This is a genomic window from Sulfurisphaera tokodaii str. 7 (assembly GCF_000011205.1).
GTDB classification, from domain to species: domain Archaea; phylum Thermoproteota; class Thermoprotei_A; order Sulfolobales; family Sulfolobaceae; genus Sulfurisphaera; species Sulfurisphaera tokodaii.
Genome location: NC_003106.2, coordinates 2,668,120 through 2,694,756, shown reverse-complemented (window position 1 = coordinate 2,694,756; position 26,637 = coordinate 2,668,120). Strand labels below are relative to the sequence as shown.

The 26,637-nt window shown below is 34.6% G+C and carries 11 protein-coding genes, 1 pseudogene and 3 CRISPR repeat arrays; of the genes and pseudogenes, 1 reads left to right on the top strand and 11 read right to left on the bottom strand.

Annotated features, from left to right (window positions below):
* Nucleotides 1–1,335: 1,335 nt before the first annotated feature.
* Nucleotides 1,336–1,482, top strand: a pseudogene (locus tag STK_RS15480) (IS1 family transposase); the annotation flags it as partial.
* A gap of 405 nt (nt 1,483–1,887) precedes the next feature.
* Nucleotides 1,888–8,993: direct repeats of the CRISPR family, unit length 24 nt; unit sequence GATAATCCTTAATGGAATTGAAAG.
* Nucleotides 8,994–9,161: 168 nt separating this feature from the next.
* Nucleotides 9,162–9,704: direct repeats of the CRISPR family, unit length 24 nt; unit sequence GATAATCCTTAATGGAATTGAAAG.
* Between the two features lie 97 nt (nt 9,705–9,801).
* Here STK_RS15480 and cas6 read toward each other — a convergent pair.
* The 11 genes from cas6 to cas4a all read right to left on the bottom strand — a co-directional run bounded on the left by cas6 (nt 9,802) and on the right by cas4a (nt 26,537).
* The gene (cas6, locus tag STK_RS14515) at nt 9,802–10,659 is read right to left on the bottom strand and encodes a CRISPR system precrRNA processing endoribonuclease RAMP protein Cas6 (protein ID WP_010980738.1); all 858 of its coding nucleotides are present in this window, start codon (nt 10,657–10,659) and stop codon (nt 9,802–9,804) included.
* Nucleotides 10,653–11,633 carry a type I-A CRISPR-associated protein CsaX gene (gene csaX / locus STK_RS14510; protein WP_052846848.1) on the bottom strand — a complete coding sequence of 327 codons (981 nt, stop codon included), beginning with the start codon at nt 11,631–11,633 and terminating at the stop codon, nt 10,653–10,655. The genes cas6 and csaX overlap by 7 nt, the downstream gene beginning before the upstream one ends.
* On the bottom strand, nt 11,614–12,297 hold the full coding sequence (locus STK_RS14505; RefSeq protein WP_010980736.1) for a CRISPR-associated endonuclease Cas3'': 684 nt from the start codon (nt 12,295–12,297) through the stop codon (nt 11,614–11,616). The genes csaX and STK_RS14505 overlap by 20 nt, the downstream gene beginning before the upstream one ends.
* Nucleotides 12,294–13,772 (bottom strand): CRISPR-associated helicase Cas3', encoded by a 1,479-nt coding sequence (gene cas3 / locus STK_RS14500; protein WP_052846847.1) that lies wholly within the window; start codon nt 13,770–13,772, stop codon nt 12,294–12,296. Before cas3 ends, STK_RS14505 begins: the two co-directional genes overlap by 4 nt.
* A complete protein-coding gene (cas5a, locus tag STK_RS14495; RefSeq protein ID WP_010980734.1) occupies nt 13,756–14,481 on the bottom strand; it encodes a type I-A CRISPR-associated protein Cas5a in 726 nt (241 codons plus the stop codon). Before cas5a ends, cas3 begins: the two co-directional genes overlap by 17 nt.
* A gap of 1 nt (nt 14,482) precedes the next feature.
* Nucleotides 14,483–15,433 carry a type I-A CRISPR-associated protein Cas7/Csa2 gene (gene cas7a / locus STK_RS14490; RefSeq protein WP_010980733.1) on the bottom strand — a complete coding sequence of 317 codons (951 nt, stop codon included), beginning with the start codon at nt 15,431–15,433 and terminating at the stop codon, nt 14,483–14,485.
* On the bottom strand, nt 15,434–15,874 hold the full coding sequence (gene csa5, locus STK_RS14485; RefSeq protein WP_010980732.1) for a type I-A CRISPR-associated protein Csa5: 441 nt from the start codon (nt 15,872–15,874) through the stop codon (nt 15,434–15,436).
* Between the two features lie 840 nt (nt 15,875–16,714).
* A CRISPR array of direct repeats spans nt 16,715–23,438; the repeat unit is 24 nt; unit sequence GCTAATCCATAATGGAATTGAAAG.
* Nucleotides 23,439–24,018: 580 nt separating this feature from the next.
* Entirely contained in the window at nt 24,019–24,549 is a 531-nt protein-coding gene (gene cas4 / locus STK_RS14480) for a CRISPR-associated protein Cas4 (RefSeq protein WP_010980729.1), read from the bottom strand.
* Nucleotides 24,509–24,784, bottom strand: coding sequence for a CRISPR-associated endonuclease Cas2 (cas2, locus tag STK_RS14475; RefSeq protein WP_052846845.1), 276 nt, complete (start codon nt 24,782–24,784; stop codon nt 24,509–24,511). Before cas2 ends, cas4 begins: the two co-directional genes overlap by 41 nt.
* A gap of 2 nt (nt 24,785–24,786) precedes the next feature.
* On the bottom strand, nt 24,787–25,701 hold the full coding sequence (gene cas1, locus STK_RS14470) for a CRISPR-associated endonuclease Cas1 (RefSeq protein ID WP_069168166.1): 915 nt from the start codon (nt 25,699–25,701) through the stop codon (nt 24,787–24,789).
* Entirely contained in the window at nt 25,698–26,537 is an 840-nt protein-coding gene (cas4a, locus tag STK_RS14465; RefSeq protein WP_010980726.1) for a type I-A CRISPR-associated protein Cas4/Csa1, read from the bottom strand. The genes cas1 and cas4a overlap by 4 nt, the downstream gene beginning before the upstream one ends.
* Nucleotides 26,538–26,637: the final 100 nt, after the last annotated feature.

The following is a 26,637-nucleotide window of genomic DNA, read 5'->3' as shown; positions in this document are numbered from 1 at the left end:
CGCTTCGCTTAATCAAAACACTCTGTAAGTTTCCATTTATAGTAAATTAGGGAATTTTATAATTTATTTGAAAACAAAATTACAGTTATTAATAGACTATGGTGATCGTAGATATGGAGACATTAAAATTACAGCACTACTGGATACACTATCACTGGTCGATGTAGCATTAGGGATATGGAGACATTAAAATTACAGTAAAATTCTTGTCGGAGAAATCTTACAGTCTAAAACATAGAAACGAGTATCTTTGAGTTACTCCACGATTCCAAATCATAAAATCTAATGTGGACTATCTAGTGACTTTTACGGAATTAGCATTATGAATAAAGCAGTTTCATGAGCAAAATTACTAGCAGAGTTGAAAGAGCGTGAACGGAATTAGCATTATGAATAAAGTATATCCTTAAGAACCTGTAATAATTTTCTACCTTTTTCGACGGAATTAGCATTATGAATAAAGGGATCAGAAACAGTAGTAATTTATTTGAGATCGTTCAACGATAATCTCAAATGATAAGATAATCAACTAAAGACTTTATTTTAGAATTATTTAGTCTCAAAAGCTGTTTTATTAAAAACCTAGAATTGTCTGCACTTGTTATGTCTCTCTAGAACTACATATCTTTTACTCAAAATTTATCTACTCATCTCTACTCTACTTGAATATAAAATCTATTCTATAAATAATAAGAAAATGATATTACCAATGTGAATCTTTAAGCTCCTATCGTCTCTCAGAATGAGTATTATAGTCTTTTTCATAGTAAATGCAAAGGATAAATGATATTTATCGATACAAAGTATGGCATCGATTGTTTAACCTGCTTTTAATATCTTAAGATAAAACTTGTCCCTTGAAACTATTATGAAAAAGACTATAATTAAAAATAAGTTAAGAATAATAAATTATATATTTTCTATAAATATTTTTTTGATAGAATTTCTAACGTTCTTTATCTTGTTTTTGCTGTTCTAATTTAACGTTTGATCTTCTGTTTTTCCGTATCAGTAGAGGGGGAATGTTCTTAAACAGTCATGAAATTTGATATGTTTTTGTAATATTATATCAGTTTACTTCTAATATACTATATCCTCTTTAATTAAGCCTCGTTTAAGGATGTTATCTTTCTCGGAAAGATATGGGGATAAATAAACTTAGGTTACCGTACAAAGACAGAGTACAACCTTGACACATAAACGTTTAAAATAATATTTGCTCTTCACAATTCTACCTCTTTTCAGTGAACTGTATTAGAAAAAGATTTTTTATGATTACTCTAATATTTTTACATACACTCATCGAATTTGATGACTGTTTGAGAACATTCCCCAAGGGCTGTTAATAGGAGTAGGAGGATGGTTAACTATAGTCTTGGCTTGTTAAACGTCATGTACCCGGTAGTTTATTCAAGGGAGAAAACTCCCTTAAACGAGGCTTACTTAAAGGGGATACAATATATTAGAAAGCGTTTGATATAATATTACAAATATTTATCGAATTTCATGACTGCATGAGAACAGTCCCATTTAAGTGCATTTCTTGGTTTTACAAAGTTAAATAAAATAGAGAGTGTATGTTCTATTAAATTTTGAGTATATCTTTGTTTTTATTCCCGTTTTTTATCGGGAGTTTCTTTCAATTTTTAGTTGATCAATAAGAGTATCTTTGTAAAGAACGTTGAATGTATTTCTCTTTTTAGAATTCCCGTTTTTTCAAGGGAATACTAAAAATTCAGTAATGATAAATATGTAACATAGAGAAAAGCTTATATAGCAGAAACCATAACGTTTGTGCGAAACATATGCATTCGGTAATTTTAACAGAGAAAAGCTTATATAGCAGAAACGAAGAAAATAACATAAGAACTAATATAAAAACAATCAGATAATCCTTAATGGAATTGAAAGAACTTTTACGAGAGGAGTTAGGGAAAATCCCCTAATATGATATTGATAATCCTTAATGGAATTGAAAGACAATAAGGTAGGCCCTTATCATCTTAGCTTTCTGTAGGATAATCCTTAATGGAATTGAAAGAAGTTTAAAAATATTTCAGAGTTTGTCTACCTCAAGAAAGGATAATCCTTAATGGAATTGAAAGGGAACTGGCGGTCAAACGTCAACTAGCTCCGGAACTGGTGGATAATCCTTAATGGAATTGAAAGTCATACATCTTAATTTTAATGTCAAGACTACTGACATAAGATAATCCTTAATGGAATTGAAAGGGGCCAACCAAAATTGTTATAAAACCTGAGGAGGCTGAGATAATCCTTAATGGAATTGAAAGTTGGTAGAGCAGTTCGAGGAGTGTCTAGGCTTTTCGCTGGGGATAATCCTTAATGGAATTGAAAGTTTTCTGTAATTTTGAATATCTTTTTTTTACTTCCTACCTCTGGATAATCCTTAATGGAATTGAAAGGCTTTCCAATTCAGCAGCACTCCTCAACAACTGTGTTATGATAATCCTTAATGGAATTGAAAGTTTCTTGGAAACGTTAGCGGTAGAGGGTTTGCTAGAACCGGGATAATCCTTAATGGAATTGAAAGACTGCAACCCAGAATAGAGTGCTTCCAGATATTCCTCCACCGATAATCCTTAATGGAATTGAAAGAAAAATAAGGTAACTTATCATGGCTGAGGTAAAGCCCTATCAGATAATCCTTAATGGAATTGAAAGTGAGCAAGAAGGGGAAACTATCAAAGTACTTAGCTATTTCGATAATCCTTAATGGAATTGAAAGAAAGGGCAGAAGAGGAAGTTCGAAATCTATTACGGTTTTGCGGATAATCCTTAATGGAATTGAAAGAACAGCTCTTGATGATGGTAATGAAAGTGTCATCTGGTCAGGATAATCCTTAATGGAATTGAAAGCTTTTTATTATTACGTGGAGGAATCTATGACGAGATCGTGATAATCCTTAATGGAATTGAAAGTTAACAATATTTACTAAACTATCTAAGTCCTTCAGCTCTTTCAGATAATCCTTAATGGAATTGAAAGCAAATACACTGTCCCGGAAACTGCTGAAATATTAACGAGATAATCCTTAATGGAATTGAAAGCAAGAATTCCGAGAGTGCCCGTCTTATGACGACAGACCTCTCGAGATAATCCTTAATGGAATTGAAAGAACTCCTTTTCTTCATATCCCTCACCTCATTAGGCTATTGATAATCCTTAATGGAATTGAAAGACATAATCCTTAGACGGTCTCCAGTCAGAAAAAATTAAACGATAATCCTTAATGGAATTGAAAGGACTCTAGAAACGTTTGAATTTGTTGCTTAAATGGAATTAAGATAATCCTTAATGGAATTGAAAGAAACTTAGCATTTGTGTCGCAAAGAACTTTCTGATATACGATAATCCTTAATGGAATTGAAAGCTGCAAAATTCGTCAATCTTAGCAAACTCTTCCGGGTATAGAGATAATCCTTAATGGAATTGAAAGTTTTCGTCGTCAGTATCACTAAAGCAACACATTAGATATGATAATCCTTAATGGAATTGAAAGATATCACTCGATGAAGTTTTGACAAACGATAAAATAGAGATAATCCTTAATGGAATTGAAAGACAACAAATATCATAGAATATCTCTCTTTTTTTGTCAGATGATAATCCTTAATGGAATTGAAAGAGTCTAAAATAAGCGGGATTATCAATTGAGACACTGTACCTAAGATAATCCTTAATGGAATTGAAAGTGCTTTCTCAATACTGCTATTATTTCCCTCTTAGTGTACCCGCTCGATAATCCTTAATGGAATTGAAAGTCATTACAATCACCAGCATACCTTGAGGGTGACGTGTTTGAGATAATCCTTAATGGAATTGAAAGCTTGACCATAGCGGTTTGTTAATTGATGAAGTCAAGGGAACAGATAATCCTTAATGGAATTGAAAGCGTTTCTCTCATTCATTTCTGCTAATTTTCTCTGATGATAATTAGATAATCCTTAATGGAATTGAAAGTTATGAGTATCACATTGGTAAATAGATCATTTTGGTTGTGATAATCCTTAATGGAATTGAAAGATTTAGGCCACGCTGAGAGATTAAGTATTTGAGCATTTAGATAATCCTTAATGGAATTGAAAGCCAAGTTGTCTAGTAAGTATCCTAGCACCTATTACAGCGAGATAATCCTTAATGGAATTGAAAGTTTTAACCCCTCTAAATGCCACCTCGCATATAAGCCTGGATGATAATCCTTAATGGAATTGAAAGTACATTTGCTGGTGTTATGAACATTGTTGGGCTTAACCCGTTGATAATCCTTAATGGAATTGAAAGAGTATAGGATTTCTTGCCATCACTACTTCTTTTATGAACAGGATAATCCTTAATGGAATTGAAAGACTACTATAAAGATGATTATTATAAGACTTTTTTCCAGATAATCCTTAATGGAATTGAAAGAAGTTAAGGTATCTTTACGTGGGTCCTTTAGAGAAGATAGGATAATCCTTAATGGAATTGAAAGATACTTGATTAAGTTCGTCTAAATTTCTGCAGAATTCCTTGATAATCCTTAATGGAATTGAAAGATAGTCCAAATTACTTCCCAACCGTCATTTTTCAGTTTTTCAGATAATCCTTAATGGAATTGAAAGACATGATTTATAACTACAACTTTAAGATATTGGATTTTATATTCAGATAATCCTTAATGGAATTGAAAGAGGCTTAACGATATTTTCTTGAAGTACTCAGATAAGCTGAAGATAATCCTTAATGGAATTGAAAGTCATTATAACCAATTGTTATACAATTGTTACAGAAAATGTTTGATAATCCTTAATGGAATTGAAAGCTTTTCGCTTTCACTTCAATTCTGTTCTTCTGAAGAGAAAGATAATCCTTAATGGAATTGAAAGTATTGCTTGGTGCAAAATAGTACCCTAGAAATCCAGCTACGATAATCCTTAATGGAATTGAAAGGGTAAGCATAAGTATCAGAATCATAACTCTCAACTATCTCCAGATAATCCTTAATGGAATTGAAAGATCATGCTCTTTTGCCCTTTTTCTGATTATTATGTATTATGTATGATAATCCTTAATGGAATTGAAAGTGATCTTCTTTTCGTCTATAGGTTCAATGGCGAAAGCATCAATAAGATAATCCTTAATGGAATTGAAAGCGAATACGACAGGCACTTTACTACCGATCTGTCTATCTAACACTGATAATCCTTAATGGAATTGAAAGTTAATAAGACTATTTCTTAAGTCAGTTTTTTCTAACTAATTTTTTGGATAATCCTTAATGGAATTGAAAGATAAAGTGAGAGAATATTTCCTACTATTCCAGCGATAGATAATCCTTAATGGAATTGAAAGATTGAGAAATTTGTACAATATTCTTTTATACCAAGTGAATATAAAAACAATCAGATAATCCTTAATGGAATTGAAAGTACACATTTACCCTCACTGAGTCAAAACTATATTTCCACTCCTGATAATCCTTAATGGAATTGAAAGTACATATTATTTCTCGCGTCATAGATGAGATTTGCATAAGTTGATAATCCTTAATGGAATTGAAAGATCTCACTTTGTCAGACGTTACGACGTCTACGAAACATTCCCAGATAATCCTTAATGGAATTGAAAGCTCTTGATTCATATTCCGATATTCCGTTGAGTGATAGGATAATCCTTAATGGAATTGAAAGCTCTTGACCACGTCTGTAAGAAGCATAATATCTGCGTGTGATAATCCTTAATGGAATTGAAAGGAAAGAAATAGATGTAACTGTATATCCTAATGTCCACGTTCCGATAATCCTTAATGGAATTGAAAGTTCTCTGTTAATTCTACATAGATTTTCTTTCCTTCTCTAAGATAATCCTTAATGGAATTGAAAGAAAAGCCTGAGTGATGCGGTAAAAAGACCAGGTCGTGGATAATCCTTAATGGAATTGAAAGTTATATCTTTATATAAAGATGGTGTAAAAGTAGGAAACCGATAATCCTTAATGGAATTGAAAGGACAAAGTTACCTTAAGGACAGAGTTCAAAATACTGACATGATAATCCTTAATGGAATTGAAAGTAGTGTAATGTTTTAAGCCACGTTTACTACGTGACGGTATGATAATCCTTAATGGAATTGAAAGCTTTGTCCTCCCCTGCAGAATCAATATTTCCCCAGTCTTCCTGATAATCCTTAATGGAATTGAAAGTTCTAGCGAGTATTCTATGTGCCTCGTCTATTACAACGATTTTGATAATCCTTAATGGAATTGAAAGCTATCCCCCCGTCTAAATTTTCTTCTGACGGGGAGGAAGTATAGATAATCCTTAATGGAATTGAAAGCTATGAAGTCCCAAACTGTCGTATACGTAGAAGAACGATTTGATAATCCTTAATGGAATTGAAAGTTCTTTATTGAGAGAATAAATGAACTGGTAGTAGATCAAGGATAATCCTTAATGGAATTGAAAGATCCCCATCAGAAGGGGCTGAATTTTGTAACACCTATAGGGATAATCCTTAATGGAATTGAAAGATCACAGCTATCAAAATGATTACTAAAACAATTACTATAATGATAATCCTTAATGGAATTGAAAGTTCAGATTTGTAGTTGATTTGTCAGTACTTGACTTGATAGAAAGATAATCCTTAATGGAATTGAAAGTTTTTTATTTTCATACAACCACTAAATGTTAATCCAGACCGGATAATCCTTAATGGAATTGAAAGATAGTTTTTCCCTTAATTTATTATTGAACTATGTAATATCCCAGATAATCCTTAATGGAATTGAAAGATTATTGTTGATGATAATCTCAGCGTGGTGCCACATTCCGATAATCCTTAATGGAATTGAAAGTTAACCCGTTATACTCGTTTAACAGTTCTTCATATTTCTGATAATCCTTAATGGAATTGAAAGAATTTTTTCACATGCCATGTGTTTCAAAGAGTATAAGATAATCCTTAATGGAATTGAAAGGTTTTGTTACGCCATTTGTAACTTCAATATTTCCGTATACAGATAATCCTTAATGGAATTGAAAGGTACTTCCTAGCCTCACTTAAGATATCGTCTATCACGCTAAGATAATCCTTAATGGAATTGAAAGGTTTCTCCATTTTTGCTCTATGTACGATATACGCATTACAAAGATAATCCTTAATGGAATTGAAAGCGGTATCGGTGAAGGGAGGAGGAGACAGCAAATCAATACGGGATAATCCTTAATGGAATTGAAAGTCAGAAATTGAAGGATAGAAATTTAAAAGCCCACTCCTAAGATAATCCTTAATGGAATTGAAAGTTTATTATTACCTTATCCACGTTCTCTTTAGTTGAGTAAGATAATCCTTAATGGAATTGAAAGTTTTTCAACACCTCTGTTATTTCATAACTAGAACTTTCTAGATAATCCTTAATGGAATTGAAAGTTTTGGTACCAGTCTCTATTTATAATGAGTTCAAAAAAAGATAATCCTTAATGGAATTGAAAGTCACCTGGTGTGACAAAGATGTCATATACTTTTACATTTTGATAATCCTTAATGGAATTGAAAGCTTCCTCCTTTCCCGCCTCCAAAGCTAAAGCCTCCGCCTGTGATAATCCTTAATGGAATTGAAAGTCTATAAATAACGAAATAATTTTAAACGCTTAGAAAAATAAAGATAATCCTTAATGGAATTGAAAGTGCTATATGAGATTAGAGATTATGTGGATCACGCAATAGAGATAATCCTTAATGGAATTGAAAGTGACGGAACGACCTTTGACACCAGCAAACGTTTTCAGATGTGAAATCCTTAATGGAATTGAAAGATATTCTCAATTTCTTAAGTATTGCCAGATAAGAAAAATATTGATAATCCTTAATGGAATTGAAAGATTCTTGAATCTTCTAGGTTTCCAAAATTCCCGCCAAGGGATTGATAATCCTTAATGGAATTGAAAGACTAGATATATCATCAACAAACGGCACAGTAGCACTCATTGGATAATCCTTAATGGAATTGAAAGTAGCAATTATTAAGCCCCTTTCAGTTACGTAGAGCTTTTTTAGATAATCCTTAATGGAATTGAAAGTACCTACTAACTGACTTAACTAACTTACCTAAACCTCCTGGATAATCCTTAATGGAATTGAAAGTTAATTGCAGCATTATGGACGTTTGAGTGGACTAGAGGGAGATAATCCTTAATGGAATTGAAAGGTTTTACAGTCGCAACATAGTACTTATTCTTCATATAACGGATAATCCTTAATGGAATTGAAAGATAAACGTAACTGTTCCCCTGGATTCAGTTTCGTTAAGAAGATAATCCTTAATGGAATTGAAAGAATGTAATTGAGACGCTTAGGCAATTTGATAGCGTATTTTTGATAATCCTTAATGGAATTGAAAGTTAGCTAAACTGATGTTGAATAGTTCTTATGGAAAATTTGGATAATCCTTAATGGAATTGAAAGAACCCCAAACCCGTATCTGTACTTCAACACATACCCAAGATAATCCTTAATGGAATTGAAAGCGTTCTGAACCAAAACGTGTCGTTGCCCAGAAAGTCCCGTGATAATCCTTAATGGAATTGAAAGTACGGAGGGGAACGTAGACGTTAGGATATATTCCTATATTTAGATAATCCTTAATGGAATTGAAAGTGACCTAGACGGCACGGTTTTTGACACGAATAAAAGATTCGGATAATCCTTAATGGAATTGAAAGAATAGGGTGAGGTGTATGATAAAACAAAAAAGTGTTAAAGGATAATCCTTAATGGAATTGAAAGACAGATTCTGAGGATTATGATGGTGGTTGGATCCTTTTTGGTGAGATAATCCTTAATGGAATTGAAAGCGAAGTAGCTCCTCAACGACTTTTGAATCGGGGACTAACTGATAATCCTTAATGGAATTGAAAGATATTTAATATTATACGGCGAATCGAACACGGGGAAGTCCACCCTCAGATAATCCTTAATGGAATTGAAAGTCTTCCAATACTGCAAAATCCTTGTACTTCCCTATAATACCTGAAGGAATTAGAAAATTATTAAATGGTAATACTGCAAAATCCTTGTACTTCCCTATAATACCTGAAGGAATTAGAAAATTATTAAATGGTAATACTGCAAAATCCTTGTACTTCTTTTCTTTCTTTAGATAATCCTTAATGGAATTGAAAGTTAGATCATAGCGGTTTGTTAATCGATGAAGTCAAAGGAACAGATAATCCTTAATGGAATTGAAAGCAGCAACAATATCTGCTACGAGTACTATAACAACTAACACTAGATAATCCTTAATGGAATTGAAAGTCGCAGTTACCATATAAGTTCAACCAAATCTATAAGCATGTTGATAATCCTTAATGGAATTGAAAGCTTACTATATAAAGAGCATTCTTGTCACTAGGATAAGGAGATAATCCTTAATGGAATTGAAAGCTTACTGCATACATAGCATTTTCATTACCATTAATATTCAACGATAATCCTTAATGGAATTGAAAGAATTTGATAATGATAGGCTTTATCTCGGGATTTTTACGATAATCCTTAATGGAATTGAAAGGTATAATTTCCGTCACTATGTGCTGTACTAGTAATTGAAAATGATAATCCTTAATGGAATTGAAAGAAATCAATGCTAGTGGCATTTGTAAATAGTATATTGTCCCGATAATCCTCAATGGAATTGAAAGCTTAGAGCATTAACGTCATTAGCCTAAGTCGCAGTAGTGTAAGGATATTCCTCGATGAAATTGGAAGATAAAGTTATTAGGTCTCAGAGGTTTCTGATTAACTTTTTATCTTAACCACAACTTCCCCAAGGCCTATTCCCCTACTCTTCCCTATCCCTAAATAGGAAGCTATAATTAAATACTTCGAAATAGCTTTCTTAAGCTTCTTATACGGAATATCAAATTCCATCCACCCTACAAAACCTCTCGAAGTCCTTAATCTCCCCTTATTGTCATTTCCTATGACTACAGTCAAGGGTTTAAGTTTATACCCTATAACTCTAGATAAACTATTACTCAAAACCCCGAGCCTAAAGGATTTTGAATCAAGCTCCATATTACTGGTATTTCCATATAAAGCCCTATAAACCCTATAAGCATAACTCACTACTAAACCTACAGAGGGGATTAAACTATACCCCGGATTAACGTTCTTATATTTCTCTTTCAACGACGGAGGAAGAAGGACTTTTGAAGAAAGGAGAGCCGGGGTCACGAATTTTACATAAAAATTACCCTCACTAACCCCTTTTATGGAGCTAAGTTCAATAACTTCGAGTTGTTCAAGCTCAATAAAAAACTTCCCATACCCAGTCTCAAAACTCCCAGAAGACAGTTCCGTGAAAAACCCGTCATAATAGGGGAAAGAGATAAAGAAGTTAAGAATTTCTCCAGCTTTAACACTTACTGGCTTACCCGTACTGAAAAGCCTAAAACCGTTTTTACCCAAGTTCGAGATAAAGAGTGGTTTGTTCTTCATTCCGCTCTGGACTAAGCTTGAGAGAGAGGGAAGTAGTTTAGAAGATAAAATCAAGTTCTTTACTACTTTAGAACTTAGAGGAGGTAAAATTACATCGCTTTCCGGCACAGCAGAGAACTCAACTTTAACAATTTTTTCCGAAAAAAACTCTACCATCCTATTTCACTTAGAAGCTTCTGAGAATAATAGTAAGCTGTACAATAAATTCTGTTATTCTTACAGAATTCCTTTGCATTTGTTATCTCCATGGAAACGTAACGATTTGCGAGGTATACTAAATCCTCTACTCTCTTAGCTCCACCAATCACTTCATAGACTAGTTCAACAATTCTGGCTGAGAAATCGTTAGTGGGACTTTGGTCATTTGTTGCGTCTTGCGCAAGCCTTATTAAGTCATCATCTATTAACTCTTTCTTTTCCAATAACTTAGAGAAATCTATGCTGAAACCTCCTAGTATGACGGTAGGGTTTTGTCCTCCAGCATCTGACATAAGATATACTCTAGCTGAAGAAATGTTTGAACCAGACTTTATTACCCTATCAGCTAAAAGGAATATGAAAGCAGTTTCCGGCTTTACACCACTAAACTGACCGTAAGTATTATAGAGCATTGACTTTGTTAATGTGAAAACGTTTACCCCTATTGTTTCTCCACCTACTCTAGCATATCCTATTCTTGAGAATAACCAACCGGCTATTGCGAGAATTACATATCTGGAATCAACTTTTACCGACATCTTCTGTCCTCCAGGTTTTCCGGGGATTCTGACAAACTCATAGTACTCTGGCTTTATAAATGAAGGGACATTGTCTACATAACATTCCTTACTTTGTTCAATATTGAAATTCTTTAAAACATAAGAGATGGGATCTGAGGAAGAGAAGTTAAAACACTTCAATATTTTCTCCATGACTTTCTTATCATTTGCATTTAGGGGTATAGGTCTCTTGTTATCTTTCTCAAACTTTTGGGCTATATCACTGGCGGTATCAAGGGCTATTCTTAGCTCCTTGTCATCTATTTCTAAGTAGGGTTTTCCCTTCACTGTCATAGGCTTTAATTCCTTCGTGTTTACTGCTAACTGAGTTACTAAATTATCTCCGAATAAATTATACAGAGGGACTATCAAGAGAATTCACCTCCTTTTCAAGAACATGGATAAACCTTCTCCTCTCATTCAGCCCCCTAGCTAGGGAGCTGTCTAGGTTATCTCCAACGATTATTGGAGCTAAAAAAAGAGAGTACAACTTAAGATAAGCCCCGTTCTCTTTTACTAAATCATTCATCATTTCGTGGTAATCATCAAATGTGTAATCCTCAATAGTAAAGTTCTCCATCCCTATTTCCTCTAACACTATTTTTCCGAATCTTTTAAGTCTTATCATACCCAGATCAAACTTCTTAGGAAAACTGTTGGGGTTAAGTTGCGAAATACTTCTAATTGTGTTCAAATGGTTCAGCTCAGCAAGTGCAATTAATAGCTTAAGCTTCTTATCCTCTATGTTCTTATAAAAGAAAATTGCAGATCCAATCTCATGATATATGAAAGAAGGAGTACGGGAAGAATTGCATTCATCATCAAATTGAGTTTGATAAAACTCACCGGCTTTGCCTATATCGTGTAGAAGTACTGATAACTCAAAGTCTTCCTTCTTTACTTTAATCCCGAATTTTTCAAGTCTCCTCTTCGCTGTTAATACATAGGAATCGGAAAGGATCTTTTTCATAGAGTTAAGTGAACCTTTAGAGTGGTCTAATAAAGGCTGATTTGTAAATGCACATGGTTTCTTCATATTATCCCTCCGATCTCCTTATCATAACCAGCTATTATTACACCGTCTATTCCTTTCATTAGGAGATCTAATTGTAGGCAAACATTTGTAGAGGGTTTATAATCTGTAACCTCCTTACCATCTTTTACAGCTCCGTTCTTTCTCAGAGCCTCCATTGCTTCTTTTTCTGTAAGGGGAATTGCCTTCTCAGAATTATACTCTCCCCTAGGAAAGCCCATTATAATAGATGTTTCCCTCACTATATTACATACAGAGGTATAAAGGTTCTTAGCTGTAATTGAATCAGCAAATACTGAATGGTCTATAGTAGTTAAGTCACTGAGAAGTATGTTATCGACATGATACTCTTTCTCCTTAAGCTCTGGCAAACCTCTGTCTAAGGATTCCCAAACCTCCTGTACCTCTTCCTTATCATAAACCTTTCCACTGAACGGAAACACATGGACCTCACCATAACCTCCATATCTTGCAACTCTTCCAGCCCTCTGTATTAGGTTTGATGCTGGTGCTGCTTCAGTAATTAATACGTCAAAACTTGTATCTATTCCAGCCTCAATAACTTGAGTAGAGACAACAAGCCTTTCCTTTAATACCTTCTGAACTAAGACCCTTCTATCTTCCCTATTGAACTTACTGTGGATTAGTACTGGGTTCAGTCCCTTATCCTTAAGAGCCTTATAAAAATTAATAGCCCCTACCCTAGTATTAAACACTACTAATACTCTCTTTCCTTCACTATATTCTTTTAAAACGTCACTTAAGACCTCTTCTTCTCTTATCTTCTTAACTGTAATCTTTCTTTCAATACTGAAGTCTTTGGCTTCCACAGTAACGAAATCTTTACCGTACTTCATTATCAGTGATTCTAGCCCTTTGTCAATAGTGGCAGACATGATTATTACTGGAACACCTGCATCTGTAAGTGACTTTACAGCAGATAATCCAGCAGTTAAAGGTCTACCCTCCTCTCCTAGAAGGTGGAACTCATCAAATATAACTAATGATGAATATATCATACCCCTTGGTAATTCATAATGGGCTCCAAAGTTTTGAAATACTTTACCCATCTCAACCGCGGGAAGTTTAAATAGGTTAAGGATAAAGGTATCTAGAGTGGTCACAGTCACTCTCTGCATGAAAAAGGGAGAATCTGAGAAGTCCATATCTTGGGCTGCAATACTTTTAGTCCTAATAACTCCCTTTTCACTATCGGATTTTAGTTTCTCATAGAGGTCTTGTACAATTGCCCTTAATGGGAGAACGTGTATTACCCTAGCAAAATAACCTAGGTCTACAGCATTAGCCAATACTTTTGTTAACGTTGTCTTACCGTATCCAGTAGGAGCCTTAAGGATAACATTGTGTCCTTTTTCTAATTCCTCTACAGTTTGTCTAATAGCTAATCTGTCTTGTAGTCTGTTATCCTTTATGAACTCCTCATAAATATCAGTTATACTCTTAGCCGAAGACAACATATTCTCCTCCCACCTCATAAGCCTCACTAGCCTCTACTTCAACCTCCTTGCTCTTTAACGGATATCCCGTAACTGGGAGTGCATATGTCACTACGTTTCCTGCACTTCCCCAAATGAAACCGTTTTCATCCCAGAAACTAACTAACATAACATTCTTCTTTTCTTCCTCCGATATTGTTACACTCGCTGGGAAATAGTAAGATGTCTTCACTTTACCCTTAACCCTTTTAGCCTCACCTATTTCTACGTCTTCCACACTTACTAAACACTCCTTACAACCTAGCCTAGTAATAGACCAGCTTAATCTCTCCAGTTCTTCTTTATCCATTTCAGCCACATAGACTACCTTAACTACTTGGTTAGGAGCGTAAATTTTTCCGGTAGGAACTACACCGTATCTAAACTTAGGATCTCCCCTCCTTTCCTTCCTCTGAAAGTACATAATTACGCTTCGTATAATATCCTCAGTGTATCCCCCGACAAACTCGTTGCTGAAAGAAGCTGCAGCCTTAACCTTTATTTCTAGGGCTGGACTTCCCGCTTTCCCCTTAAAAGCCTTTGTGTCAACCCCCCTGTACTTTCCGTAACTTAATGCTCCTATAAGAGTAGTAGGAGGGGGTAAGTAGAATGATGGTTTAGCCTTAGAGGCTTCTGGGTATGAAACATAAAAACCCCAGTGAAGCTTTAAAAAAACTTTAGAATAAATCATTTTACTTCCCAGTTAGAGAAGTAATTAGCTCTTCAACACTCCCAACTTTATTTACTTCTCCTCCCTCTTCGATCCCTTCGTTATTTATTACGTAAACTTTGCTCTTACCCTTGAATATCTCTTTGGCTTTTCCGAGCCTCTTTACAGTAGTAGCAATATAATCATTCGTATGCCCCGGTTCCGGTATAAATGGGAAATCTGTTACCGTTACAATACCAGACATTAGCTTCATTGACGGTAAGAATCTAGACCTTTTACCTCCGAAGTTACCAGTTAAAACGTAATATAGAGCTTCTATTGCAGTTTTAACTCTACTATCTCTTTGTTTAGTGAGTGTATCTTCTCCGTTAACCTTAGGTCCTTCTGTTGATGGTACAGCTATTAAGTCTTCATCTAGGGAGAAGGACATTACGTAAAGAGCAGAAGAAACCTCGACATTATAAATCATCTGGTCCTTCTCACTATACCTTACGTGAAACTGGCTTTCAAGCTGTGCGGGAATTTCATCTCCCATGAGAGCCGGTATCATATAACCGAATTTAATTCTTGAAGTCCTTCTAACCGGAACGTTCCCTGCATACATAAACCCTCCTATATCGGCAACAATATCCTTAAGCATTACCTCTACCTCAAACCTCCTCATATCGCTTGAGTCCTTTGGCGGATTGACTCCCTCTTCTTTAAGCACTTCTTCAGTTGAGAACTTTATAAAATCGTATTTTGACGAGTAAACCCCTACCGGTAGATTATATTTCTTTGCTAAGTCTACTAACGCCGTTTGGTATGCATGTGCTAAAGACTCACCGGAAATAGCTGGAACATATCTGACCAAGTAACCGGTAGAAGTCTTAAGCACCACTGGAGCTGTCCTATGCCTTGTCAAGTTACCTACGCTCTCGACACCGTTAAGACTTTCAGTATTTATTAAAAACCTGAATGAACCACTAATCATTTACTCACCACCTCCTAAAAGTGATCTATTTGCAATAGACATAGCTAATGCCCCGGCCTTCCTAGCGTAGTATATATCCCTCTCTACTAAGCTCATAAAGTCTTCAACATCTTTATCTGTAGGTAAGTAACCAACCACTATGTAGTTCCTCCCTTCCTTTGTTTTTATTATAACTGCAGGATAGCTTTCCTCCCCCTTTTTATCAGTGATTTTCATGCTCTTACCAGATATTTCCACATTCCCCATTTTAACTTCGCCACTTGAAATCCCCATTTGTATTATCCTCTGTGACTCGTAAATGACCCTAGCCACTGCCTCCTTTGATAGTGCATTAGCAAATCTATCCACATATGTTGGCGATTCGCTATAGATGAAAACCGATGCGAGGAGATTTGCGACCCTGCGTATTATCCCTTCCGTATCTGTTTTTTCAACACTCATATTACTAAATATAATATGCCCCTATATATATTTTTTGTTTGGAAAAACTTTCCGAATAAGCGGAAAGAAATTATTTGGGCATAAAACAGTTTTTTAAAAAAGAATTATGGAAACGATTTAATTCCTTCTATTGGTTAGTATATCTTATAGAATAAGTAAAGATTTGTAAGGGTGAATATTTCATACCAATGAAAAACTGCAAAGGAGAATAATCAAATGTGTGAAAACATTAGTAGATATAGGTTTTCCATAAGTAGTGATAATACTTATTCTTGGTTAATGAAAGTTTTTAACTATTTATTACCAGTTAACAGACTGTAGTATTTTTGCACATAACTACTTCTAATCACTCTTCAGAAAATAAAAAGATTATAATTTTTCTATATTTTATTTTGTTAATCTTTTTATTTTCTTGGATTTTAGGCTCATTAATTTTTGTTAAATTTAAGCGTTAATTTAAAAGTAAAATCTGTGGTTAGTCACGATAAGAATTCCAATAATTCCCAATATATACATATATTTAATCTTTTACTATAAATATACGATTTATTGACGATCTTCTTTAATTCAAGACCAACTGAGATATTAATGCTTAGATGTTCTATTAAATTTTGAGTATATCTTTGTTTTTATTCCCGTTTTTTATCGGGAATTTCTTTCAATTTATAAGTGATCAATAAGAGTATCTTTGTAAAGAACGTTGAATGTATTTCTCTTTTTAGAATTCCCGTTTTTTCAAGGGAATACTAAAAATTCAGTAATGATAAATATGTAACATAAAGAAAAGCTTATATAGCAGAAACGAAGAAAACAATAATAGTAATAGTATAAAAATCTGCAGCTAATCCATAATGGAATTGAAAGTTTATCCATCTGTCAAATATCTTGATTTCATAGTTATTGGCAGCTAATCCATAATGGAATTGAAAGTCTTCCCGTCTAGCTTTAATACGTCTTTATATTTTAAGCTAATCCATAATGGAATTGAAAGCGTATATCTTTCATCCCCTACGATTTTCGCCCTCAAAATTAGCTAATCCATAATGGAATTGAAAGAAAACATTATTGTCATAGGAATTTTGCGGCAGAATATCTACTTAAGCTAATCCATAATGGAATTGAAAGTTATCTTCAATTGTTGGGGTTATGGTTTGTGTCCCAATTTGAGCTAATCCATAATGGAATTGAAAGTTCAGCGGTGAAATATAAGCCTTAAACCTGAACCTTTCCCTGCTAATCCATAATGGAATTGAAAGTAATGAAATATGCTAAAGATCTAAATTATGATTATGCTATCTGCTAATCCATAATGGAATTGAAAGCATTTTATATTATACAACCATATTTTTCCTTCTAAATCAAGCTCTGCTAATCCATAATGGAATTGAAAGTAACTATATGAACCTCCCCAACCTCGAGATACTCCTCCTTGTGCTAATCCATAATGGAATTGAAAGTTCAACGTCTTTGTCAGAACCAGATCACAATATACCCCGTGCTAATCCATAATGGAATTGAAAGTGATAATTCTTGTGTATACCCAACTGCCCTAATAAAATGAACGGCTAATCCATAATGGAATTGAAAGCTCTGAAGATGAACTTGTTAAGGAACTCCTCAAACTGGTTGCTAATCCATAATGGAATTGAAAGTAAAATTTCCGCTTTTTTCTCCTTTCTCCTTTGGATTTCGCTAATCCATAATGGAATTGAAAGACGCTTTAGAGAGGATTCAGGACGCTATAGATAACGACTATACTAATCCATAATGGAATTGAAAGTGGAGTAGTTTATGCTACTTATTATGATGAGTTACCGATGCTAATCCATAATGGAATTGAAAGACAGTATTGCTTACGCAAAGCGAAATGTTACGTCGACAGGACTGTAGCTAATCCATAATGGAATTGAAAGACAGTTTGTCTTACCTTGATTATTGCTTTCTCCTTGAACAGCTAATCCATAATGGAATTGAAAGCTACAAAATTCGTCAATCTTAGCAAACTCTTCCGGATAGAGGCTAATCCATAATGGAATTGAAAGTAGGCAATTTTTCTAATGATTTAACAACCTTTACTTCAACTTTGCTAATCCATAATGGAATTGAAAGACTCGTGCAAGCTGACCGTATTTATCATAACACAATGCAGAGCTAATCCATAATGGAATTGAAAGTATTTCGTTAAAGCAAACCCTGACCTCGCGATACCTGTGGCTAATCCATAATGGAATTGAAAGATGATCTGGTGACTCGATTATGATACTCATTAGTTTTGGGCTAATCCATAATGGAATTGAAAGAACTCAAAGTAGTATTCGTAAATGTCACTTCTTTGGTTTATGCTAATCCATAATGGAATTGAAAGCAGGTCCTTCAGGAAGCTAATGAAGGTGCTATACTCGGTGCTGCTAATCCATAATGGAATTGAAAGTTTATGGAAATTTTGAAGATTGCAAATATGAAATATGAACAGCTAATCCATAATGGAATTGAAAGTTTTACATTACCGCAAACGGGGGTAGCGGTGCACCGCCTTTAAGCTAATCCATAATGGAATTGAAAGTCTGTAATTATGCCTTGCTCTAACAGTTTCTGTTTAAGCGAGGGGCTAATCCATAATGGAATTGAAAGATCAGTATGATGAACGATCACTGCATATCCTTCGCTGGCTGCTAATCCATAATGGAATTGAAAGACAATTCTGATAAAGAGCATGGTTCTTCTAGTGCAGAAGCTAATCCATAATGGAATTGAAAGCGTATTGTTAACGATTTCGGAAAGCTCAGGGTGGTTCTCCAAGCTAATCCATAATGGAATTGAAAGATATATTTAGTATGATAGAAATCCTCAAATTGGAAAATTTTTAGCTAATCCATAATGGAATTGAAAGAACTCCAGAAGCAAAAGTACTATCTCTTCTCTATAATAGAGCTAATCCATAATGGAATTGAAAGTTACGCTCATCACATGTCTGAACTTGACCCAGCAGCCCGCGATGCTAATCCATAATGGAATTGAAAGTTGATTGTAATAATAATCACGGATACTTTGAGTAATAGTGCTAATCCATAATGGAATTGAAAGAAGTAAGATGATATAAATGGCAGCTACAGCAGAAATATGTAGCTAATCCATAATGGAATTGAAAGAGATGGCAAAAGAGAGTTGTACTAGTACCAGAGCAAGCTAATCCATAATGGAATTGAAAGGAAATGGCTCTAGAGAAGGCTAAAGAAGAATATCAACATGAGATGCTAATCCATAATGGAATTGAAAGCAAGATATGCAAAAATTATTTAATTCTTCTAGTAATCAGTCTCGCTAATCCATAATGGAATTGAAAGTTCTCCTAAACGTATTACATCATGCATTCTAACCTCACCAGGCTAATCCATAATGGAATTGAAAGCTATTAAACTGGGGAGTTTAACATCACGCTCAGGGCAGTTGCTAATCCATAATGGAATTGAAAGGTTAATTTAGATCCTTCTGACGCTTTCCCATCATCAGTAGTAGGCTAATCCATAATGGAATTGAAAGAGTTAACTGGGAAGTAAAAACTAGGTCATATCATTAAACTGAGGTCGCTAATCCATAATGGAATTGAAAGATCATAACCCGGTGGTATAGTCTCCTTCCTGGTGCTATTTTGCTAATCCATAATGGAATTGAAAGAGAATCAGTTAAGGTGCCGACAAGCGGGGATACGTATAAAGTGCTAATCCATAATGGAATTGAAAGCATTGTATTTTCTTTAAGGAACAGAGGCTCACTTGACTATGCTAATCCATAATGGAATTGAAAGATTGTAACACACATAAACTGGAAAGGTCTATCGTAATCAGAAGGCTAATCCATAATGGAATTGAAAGTAAGTTGTTGGAGGTGGGCTAAGATGAGTAAGCTGGCAGAGCTAATCCATAATGGAATTGAAAGCTCACTGCCGACAGCACAAAGAGCATATATAAATAATCGGCTAATCCATAATGGAATTGAAAGCTTTATTAATTCTATTTGGCGTTTTGTCGCTTTCATGTCAGCTAATCCATAATGGAATTGAAAGGTTGTATATCGTATTTCTCTGTTATTTCGTCTAAGTTTCTAGCTAATCCATAATGGAATTGAAAGCCAATATGCCCCGCTACGGCGTATATCATGTGGAGATAATGCTAATCCATAATGGAATTGAAAGTGTTTGGATTTATAGCATACACTAGCTGTTCTAATAAGTCAGCTAATCCATAATGGAATTGAAAGCCATTTTTGTCACGTCTTTCTGAGCCAAAATTACGTTAAAAATGCTAATCCATAATGGAATTGAAAGTTAGAGTTATACATACCGTCCATGCAAAGTTCAAAACGATAGCTAATCCATAATGGAATTGAAAGATCTATTTTTTTGTTAATATCGGAATGATTTATCGTGTCGCTAATCCATAATGGAATTGAAAGGTCTTCTTCCTTTTGGTCTAGTGAAGGATCATAATTATGCTAATCCATAATGGAATTGAAAGAGAAACTAGAAGAGATCGCAAAGAGAGAGAACACAACAAGCTAATCCATAATGGAATTGAAAGGGAACAAATGAACCTACCACAGCACCCGTTAGTGCACCAGGCTAATCCATAATGGAATTGAAAGTTAAGAGAGCTGACTGCTGCTAAGTACTGCTGAGGGGTGGCTAATCCATAATGGAATTGAAAGTTTATTATTTTGTAAATTGGGATATCGTTAAGTGTAGCTAATCCATAATGGAATTGAAAGTTCTATTATGCCTTACCGTTTCCACCATCTAGAAAAATAGAGCTAATCCATAATGGAATTGAAAGTATAACTATAAGGGCAATAATAACTGTAGCTATAATAAGTATTAAGCTAATCCATAATGGAATTGAAAGGTAGTACTGGTATACTCATAAGTATTACCGTAAACATTGCTAATCCATAATGGAATTGAAAGAGCCTTGTAAGCGCTACCCTCAGATACCTCATCCTCATATTGCTAATCCATAATGGAATTGAAAGGTTATAACAGTGTTTGATAGGGCAAGGACTAGAGAAAGGAAGCTAATCCATAATGGAATTGAAAGCTTTTTCTTTTATAAAAGAACAAACTTCTTCATAACTCATTGCTAATCCATAATGGAATTGAAAGAACTTTAGCTATCCTCAATTACAAATTCCACAGATGAGCTAATCCATAATGGAATTGAAAGAAAACTAATAATTAAGGTATACTTCTAAACTTTTTAATCTTGCTAATCCATAATGGAATTGAAAGAATGTAATGTAATACTTTACTGCATCTTCCCTATTTGCAAGCTAATCCATAATGGAATTGAAAGACATCATCTAATGCCACTTCTTGGACGCAATCATTATATGCTAATCCATAATGGAATTGAAAGTTTTCTTCTTGAGTCTCTTTTCTATCTGGTCTAAGCGTGCTAATCCATAATGGAATTGAAAGCTTATACGTGCAATGGCTTAGGCAAAATTACTGACTCCCGCTAATCCATAATGGAATTGAAAGTTTATTACAACACTATACCAATTAGAAGAAGCATTCGCGCTAATCCATAATGGAATTGAAAGTAACGCTCTTCCCTCCCTGTAGAGTTTTTCTACAAAATAAGCAGAGCTAATCCATAATGGAATTGAAAGTTGAGTTTATTAATATCTATGTTAGAAGAATTAGAAGAATGCTAATCCATAATGGAATTGAAAGTTACTTTCCATAAGTTTGGCAATATTAATATATCTTAATGTGCTAATCCATAATGGAATTGAAAGCAAATTTAGCATCTGGAAATTCTGATAAAAAAATAGACTTTATCTTAGCTAATCCATAATGGAATTGAAAGTTTTTATAACAATTACAATACCGTTAAGCCCGCTCCTCTTGCTAATCCATAATGGAATTGAAAGACTACTAAATCTTAAAACTTTTAAAAAAAGGATAACATCTTCCGCTAATCCATAATGGAATTGAAAGATCTATAGACTGACAAGCTTTAAGATTCTACAATTATTCAATGCTAATCCATAATGGAATTGAAAGTCACGACTTCTGAGTAGTCATAATAACTTATTATTCTTATGCTAATCCATAATGGAATTGAAAGACAATTGTTGAAAACTAGAAATCTAACAATCTTTATTCTATGCTAATCCATAATGGAATTGAAAGTTTAGAATTAAAGAGAAAGATCCTTTAACATTAGCAATTAATGCTAATCCATAATGGAATTGAAAGGTCACTTGAAGACCAAACAACATAATAATAGAAGTTTGGCTAATCCATAATGGAATTGAAAGTAATGGAAATTTTATGGTTAAATAGTAGTACAACAATACAAGTGGTAGCTAATCCATAATGGAATTGAAAGTATAACCCTGATTGGACCTTGCATAATACTACCTGCGCTAATCCATAATGGAATTGAAAGGGGTAAATAGAATACGCTAGTACTTATTAAAAAGCTCTCACGCTAATCCATAATGGAATTGAAAGTTTTGATACCAAATGTTAACATCATAAGTCTCATCAACTTCTATGCTAATCCATAATGGAATTGAAAGTTTACATACATTACATATTGTGAATTCTGATTCGTAACGTAGAGCTAATCCATAATGGAATTGAAAGGGGCACCTACTAATAGTCCTTCTTACTACGGTTCACCCGTCTACGGCTAATCCATAATGGAATTGAAAGGTACATGTAAAAGAATATAATTCAGCTAATTCAATCTCTGGGCTAATCCATAATGGAATTGAAAGTTGATCCTCATTTTTATGAAACGTATGCAGCATGCAAGATGGCTAATCCATAATGGAATTGAAAGTTGCATCAACGCCATCGCCCCAGGTATCGTGGGCACTTGCGTGCTAATCCATAATGGAATTGAAAGTGAAATTGATTATGAGTACGGAAAATCTACGATAGTGTACGCTAATCCATAATGGAATTGAAAGAGACTACGTCAAAACTTATTAACAAACACAAATGAGTTAGCTAATCCATAATGGAATTGAAAGCACAGTATTCGCAGTAAGTCTCTCTGATTACTTCCACGACCCAGCTAATCCATAATGGAATTGAAAGTTAATTGTAGAAGAAAATTCCAAAAATTGTAATAGTTGTAACGCTAATCCATAATGGAATTGAAAGTGTTTGCTTACCCTGGACTAACCTAGCTATTCTCTGCAGCTTTGCTAATCCATAATGGAATTGAAAGACACCCGACGAGAGGGGTTCCAGATAAATCGTAAGCACTTTGCTAATCCATAATGGAATTGAAAGAAACTCGTCCTCCTCAGGAAAGTTGTTAATGAAATCGAGGCTAATCCATAATGGAATTGAAAGTATTAATTATATTTTAGGCATGTACAATTTAACTCAGTCTAGGCTAATCCATAATGGAATTGAAAGTATGATGCCAAGCTTAAATTATACGAGATTCAATCACAAGTGCTAATCCATAATGGAATTGAAAGATGTTTCCTCATCAACGTTAGTACTTCTCTTTTACTGTAAGCTAATCCATAATGGAATTGAAAGGAAACAACATCTATTTCTCTTACAGCTAAGTTTCTAAAAATGCTAATCCATAATGGAAATTATGCATAAATAAAAGCTCCAATAAACAAAAGATTCTGAATAAGGAAAATTATCTCAATGGTTATCTATTATTTTACTATGTTTTCTAAAATTATATACTTCTTAGTTAATATCCATTATTTTCTCTATGTTATTAACTCTTGATTTTCTATGGTAGAATAAACATAGAAAGATTATCATAAATACTTCTAGCCTTTATGAAATTATTTTCACATAAGTAATGCAAAGTTTTAAGGTCCATATAATAGATTACAAACTCGAATATATGTACTGTAAAGGCTAGGGATGGGCTTTCAAAAACATTCATAGTGAATGTTAATAAGCCAAGATAGGTGAGTTACTCAAAATTAAAACGATTAACACTCATAGAAAAATTAATTTCATAATTTATATAAACATTTCTGCAAATACTTGTTAATCTTAAGAAATGAGAGAGGTGTTTTAGGATAGAAGAACTAGCTTTAAAGCAAAATATTTTTGACTACTCACTCTGTAATTCTTCAGTAAAATCTTAATTGAATTAAGACCACACACTAACTGGGCAAATTCTCCTGTACTGACAGAAGTCACACTTCTCTACATTTACCGCTGGTAACTTCTCGCTATTTACTATCTCCTCAATCTTCTTAACTACGTTTTCTATATATCTGTAGTGTTCCTCTGTGGGCTCTATTTCAAGGACTTTCTTTCCTTCCATCACTAATATAGCCCTTTCTACAATACCTAACCTCTTCCTTACCAGATATGCATAAGCTAAAAGCTGGTATCTGAAATGGGAAAAGTTACCCCTCTTAAACGCTTTTACCTCAACTACCGTATACTTTCTATCCCCAGCTAAGATGTCAATGCAGCCTGAAAGCCCGTTATAGCTTAAGCACACTTCATATTTCACTGGTGTAGTAAGGTTCAGTGACTTAACAACTTCCTCGTAAGATATCTTCTTTCCTTCCTCCATTGAGAATGTACTAGGTTCGCGATAGCCCATCACATAGTTTATCCATGGTATAGCCTTACAGAAGTGATACTGCTTCACGTCTGACACTGTCACCATTTATAACCACTCTCCTTTCCCAATCCCTCAATCCTAAGGGTATTATATGGAGTATATCATCCTTTCCGGTAACTAGCTTACCCATAATTCTAACTAAATCCTTAAACCGCTGCGAGTCAATATCTCCCACAAATGCACTTCTCTGTATCCTGCTTAATCCGAGCCTCTGTAATTCTCTAGCAATCTTATTCCTCTTTTCATCATCTGAAATATCGTAAACTACGATGACCCACATCTTCACCACACCTTCACAAACCCCTTAAACTTTTCCTCACCCCTTAATGCTGAAGCGAGCTTTAACGCATATGCCCTCATTGCTTGAATCCCAGTCCTTACATCTCCTCCTTCATCCTTAACCTTACCGTTCATAGCATTTATCACAGCCTCAGCTATCTTCTTTCTACTCTCAGCATCAAGTATACCATCTTTTACGTTAGGTATGAAACCGTTAATAAAGAGAGAGACTAAGGGGTAATCGACAAGCACTGGCTTAAACATCTCTGAAAAGTCGTATACGAGACTGGGCTTACCGCTTCTATCTTTGTGAATAAACCCAGCATAAGGGTCTAATCCTACTAGTTGCAAAACCCTTTGTATGTTTGAGTATAGGATTGCGTATGCATAGTTAAAGGATACGTTAAATGGATCAGTACTTTCTGGATCTCTACCTTTCATTGGTATTATTCTGCCTAACGCATGCCAATAGTACCTAGCTGCTGTAGCTTCATCATCGTCTTTTCCCTCAATCAATTTGTAATCGTTCCCCTCAATACCCAGCTTTTTAAACCAGAACTTAATGTGATTAGCCTGGTTCTTAATCTTAGATTTTATAATCTCTCTCGGTATCTCTTCCTCACCTTTAAGTATTGCCAAATACTGGGCTTTTCTTGTTTCTACCGTCTTTATGGGTTCTGAATGGAAAAGTCTGCCAAAAGGGTTTCCTCTAGAGTCTAGAAAGATAATGTCTATCCCGTGATCTAACGCTAGCCTTATTGCCTTAGACGTGACAGTAACACCAGAAGTCATTATCACTATTTGATCCACTTCTGCAGGAGAAACGTTTACCTTCTTACCGTCTTTTTTAGAAATTACAAAAGTTTTCCCTTTCGTGGAGAGCTTAACACCGTAATCAGCAATTTCTAAAGATTTCATTTCCAACACACCTCGTAAAACGGACAAGTCTCTGGGCATTTTACTGGCTTACCCGGATCTCTGCCATTAAGAACCATTTCTATGATCTCATCTCTTTTATCCAGAATTTCTCTCCTCATATCTGGAGATATATAATAACTCTCAAATTTTATCTCCACGTCATTAGGGAAACCGTTTATGTAAACAAGGAGCCCGTAATCGACTGGAAGTTCTAGGACTGATTCTATAGCTAAAGCATAACCCGCTAAGGCGAGTTTATGGAACTCCTCCCTCTTTCCAGATTTAACCTCAACTACGGTAAACTCACCTAATGCGTCCACTGTAAGCCTATCAGACAATCCGATGGCTGAACCGTCAACTCTAACTTCTGTTGCCCACGGTAAGAAACCAACAGAGTCGCCTCCATAAAACGCTTTAGCCTCGGCGAGCCATGAGGACCAGAAAAGGATTAAATTACCGTATACTTTCCTACAGTACTCAGATATTTCTTGTGGGCAAAACTCTGATTCAAGATAGCTTTCTTTTACAATCTGATAAGGGTCCTTACCGAGGACGTAAGAGATCCTAACATCGTTTAAGGCTTTACTAAAGACCTTATGTATAGCTTGACCGAAAACCAGTTGTGCCCTTTCACTTCCCTTTTGGTTTAATACTCTCCTTACGTATACATCTCTCTTTGTAGGGCAATAGTCATATGCAATTTCACCCATTGTTAAACCTAAATAAGCTTTAGGCTTTACTGGAGGAGAGTAGTAGTGCCATCCCCTAAGTTCGTCTGGTACTGGATCCATCTCCCTAATCCTGTGTAATCTCTTCAGCTGCTGTCTCCAGATCATGAATATTTATACAAAAACGGATAAAATAAGTATTACCAAAATTTGGTATTACTAAATCCCGAGATTTTTAGGGAATAAAGAGATTATTTTAATATATAAA

Excerpts from the sequence above, each read along its gene's own strand:
- cas6 (WP_010980738.1), bottom strand. The coding sequence starts at position 10,659 with ATGGTAGAGTTTTTTTCGGAAAAAATTGTTAAAGTTGAGTTCTCTGCT.
- STK_RS14505 (WP_010980736.1), bottom strand. The coding sequence starts at position 12,297 with ATGAAGAAACCATGTGCATTTACAAATCAGCCTTTATTAGACCACTCT.
- cas3 (WP_052846847.1), bottom strand. The coding sequence starts at position 13,772 with ATGTTGTCTTCGGCTAAGAGTATAACTGATATTTATGAGGAGTTCATA.
- cas5a (WP_010980734.1), bottom strand. The coding sequence starts at position 14,481 with ATGATTTATTCTAAAGTTTTTTTAAAGCTTCACTGGGGTTTTTATGTT.
- cas7a (WP_010980733.1), bottom strand. The coding sequence starts at position 15,433 with ATGATTAGTGGTTCATTCAGGTTTTTAATAAATACTGAAAGTCTTAAC.
- csa5 (WP_010980732.1), bottom strand. The coding sequence starts at position 15,874 with ATGAGTGTTGAAAAAACAGATACGGAAGGGATAATACGCAGGGTCGCA.
- cas4 (WP_010980729.1), bottom strand. The coding sequence starts at position 24,549 with ATGGTGACAGTGTCAGACGTGAAGCAGTATCACTTCTGTAAGGCTATA.
- cas2 (WP_052846845.1), bottom strand. The coding sequence starts at position 24,784 with ATGTGGGTCATCGTAGTTTACGATATTTCAGATGATGAAAAGAGGAAT.
- cas1 (WP_069168166.1), bottom strand. The coding sequence starts at position 25,701 with ATGAAATCTTTAGAAATTGCTGATTACGGTGTTAAGCTCTCCACGAAA.
- cas4a (WP_010980726.1), bottom strand. The coding sequence starts at position 26,537 with ATGATCTGGAGACAGCAGCTGAAGAGATTACACAGGATTAGGGAGATG.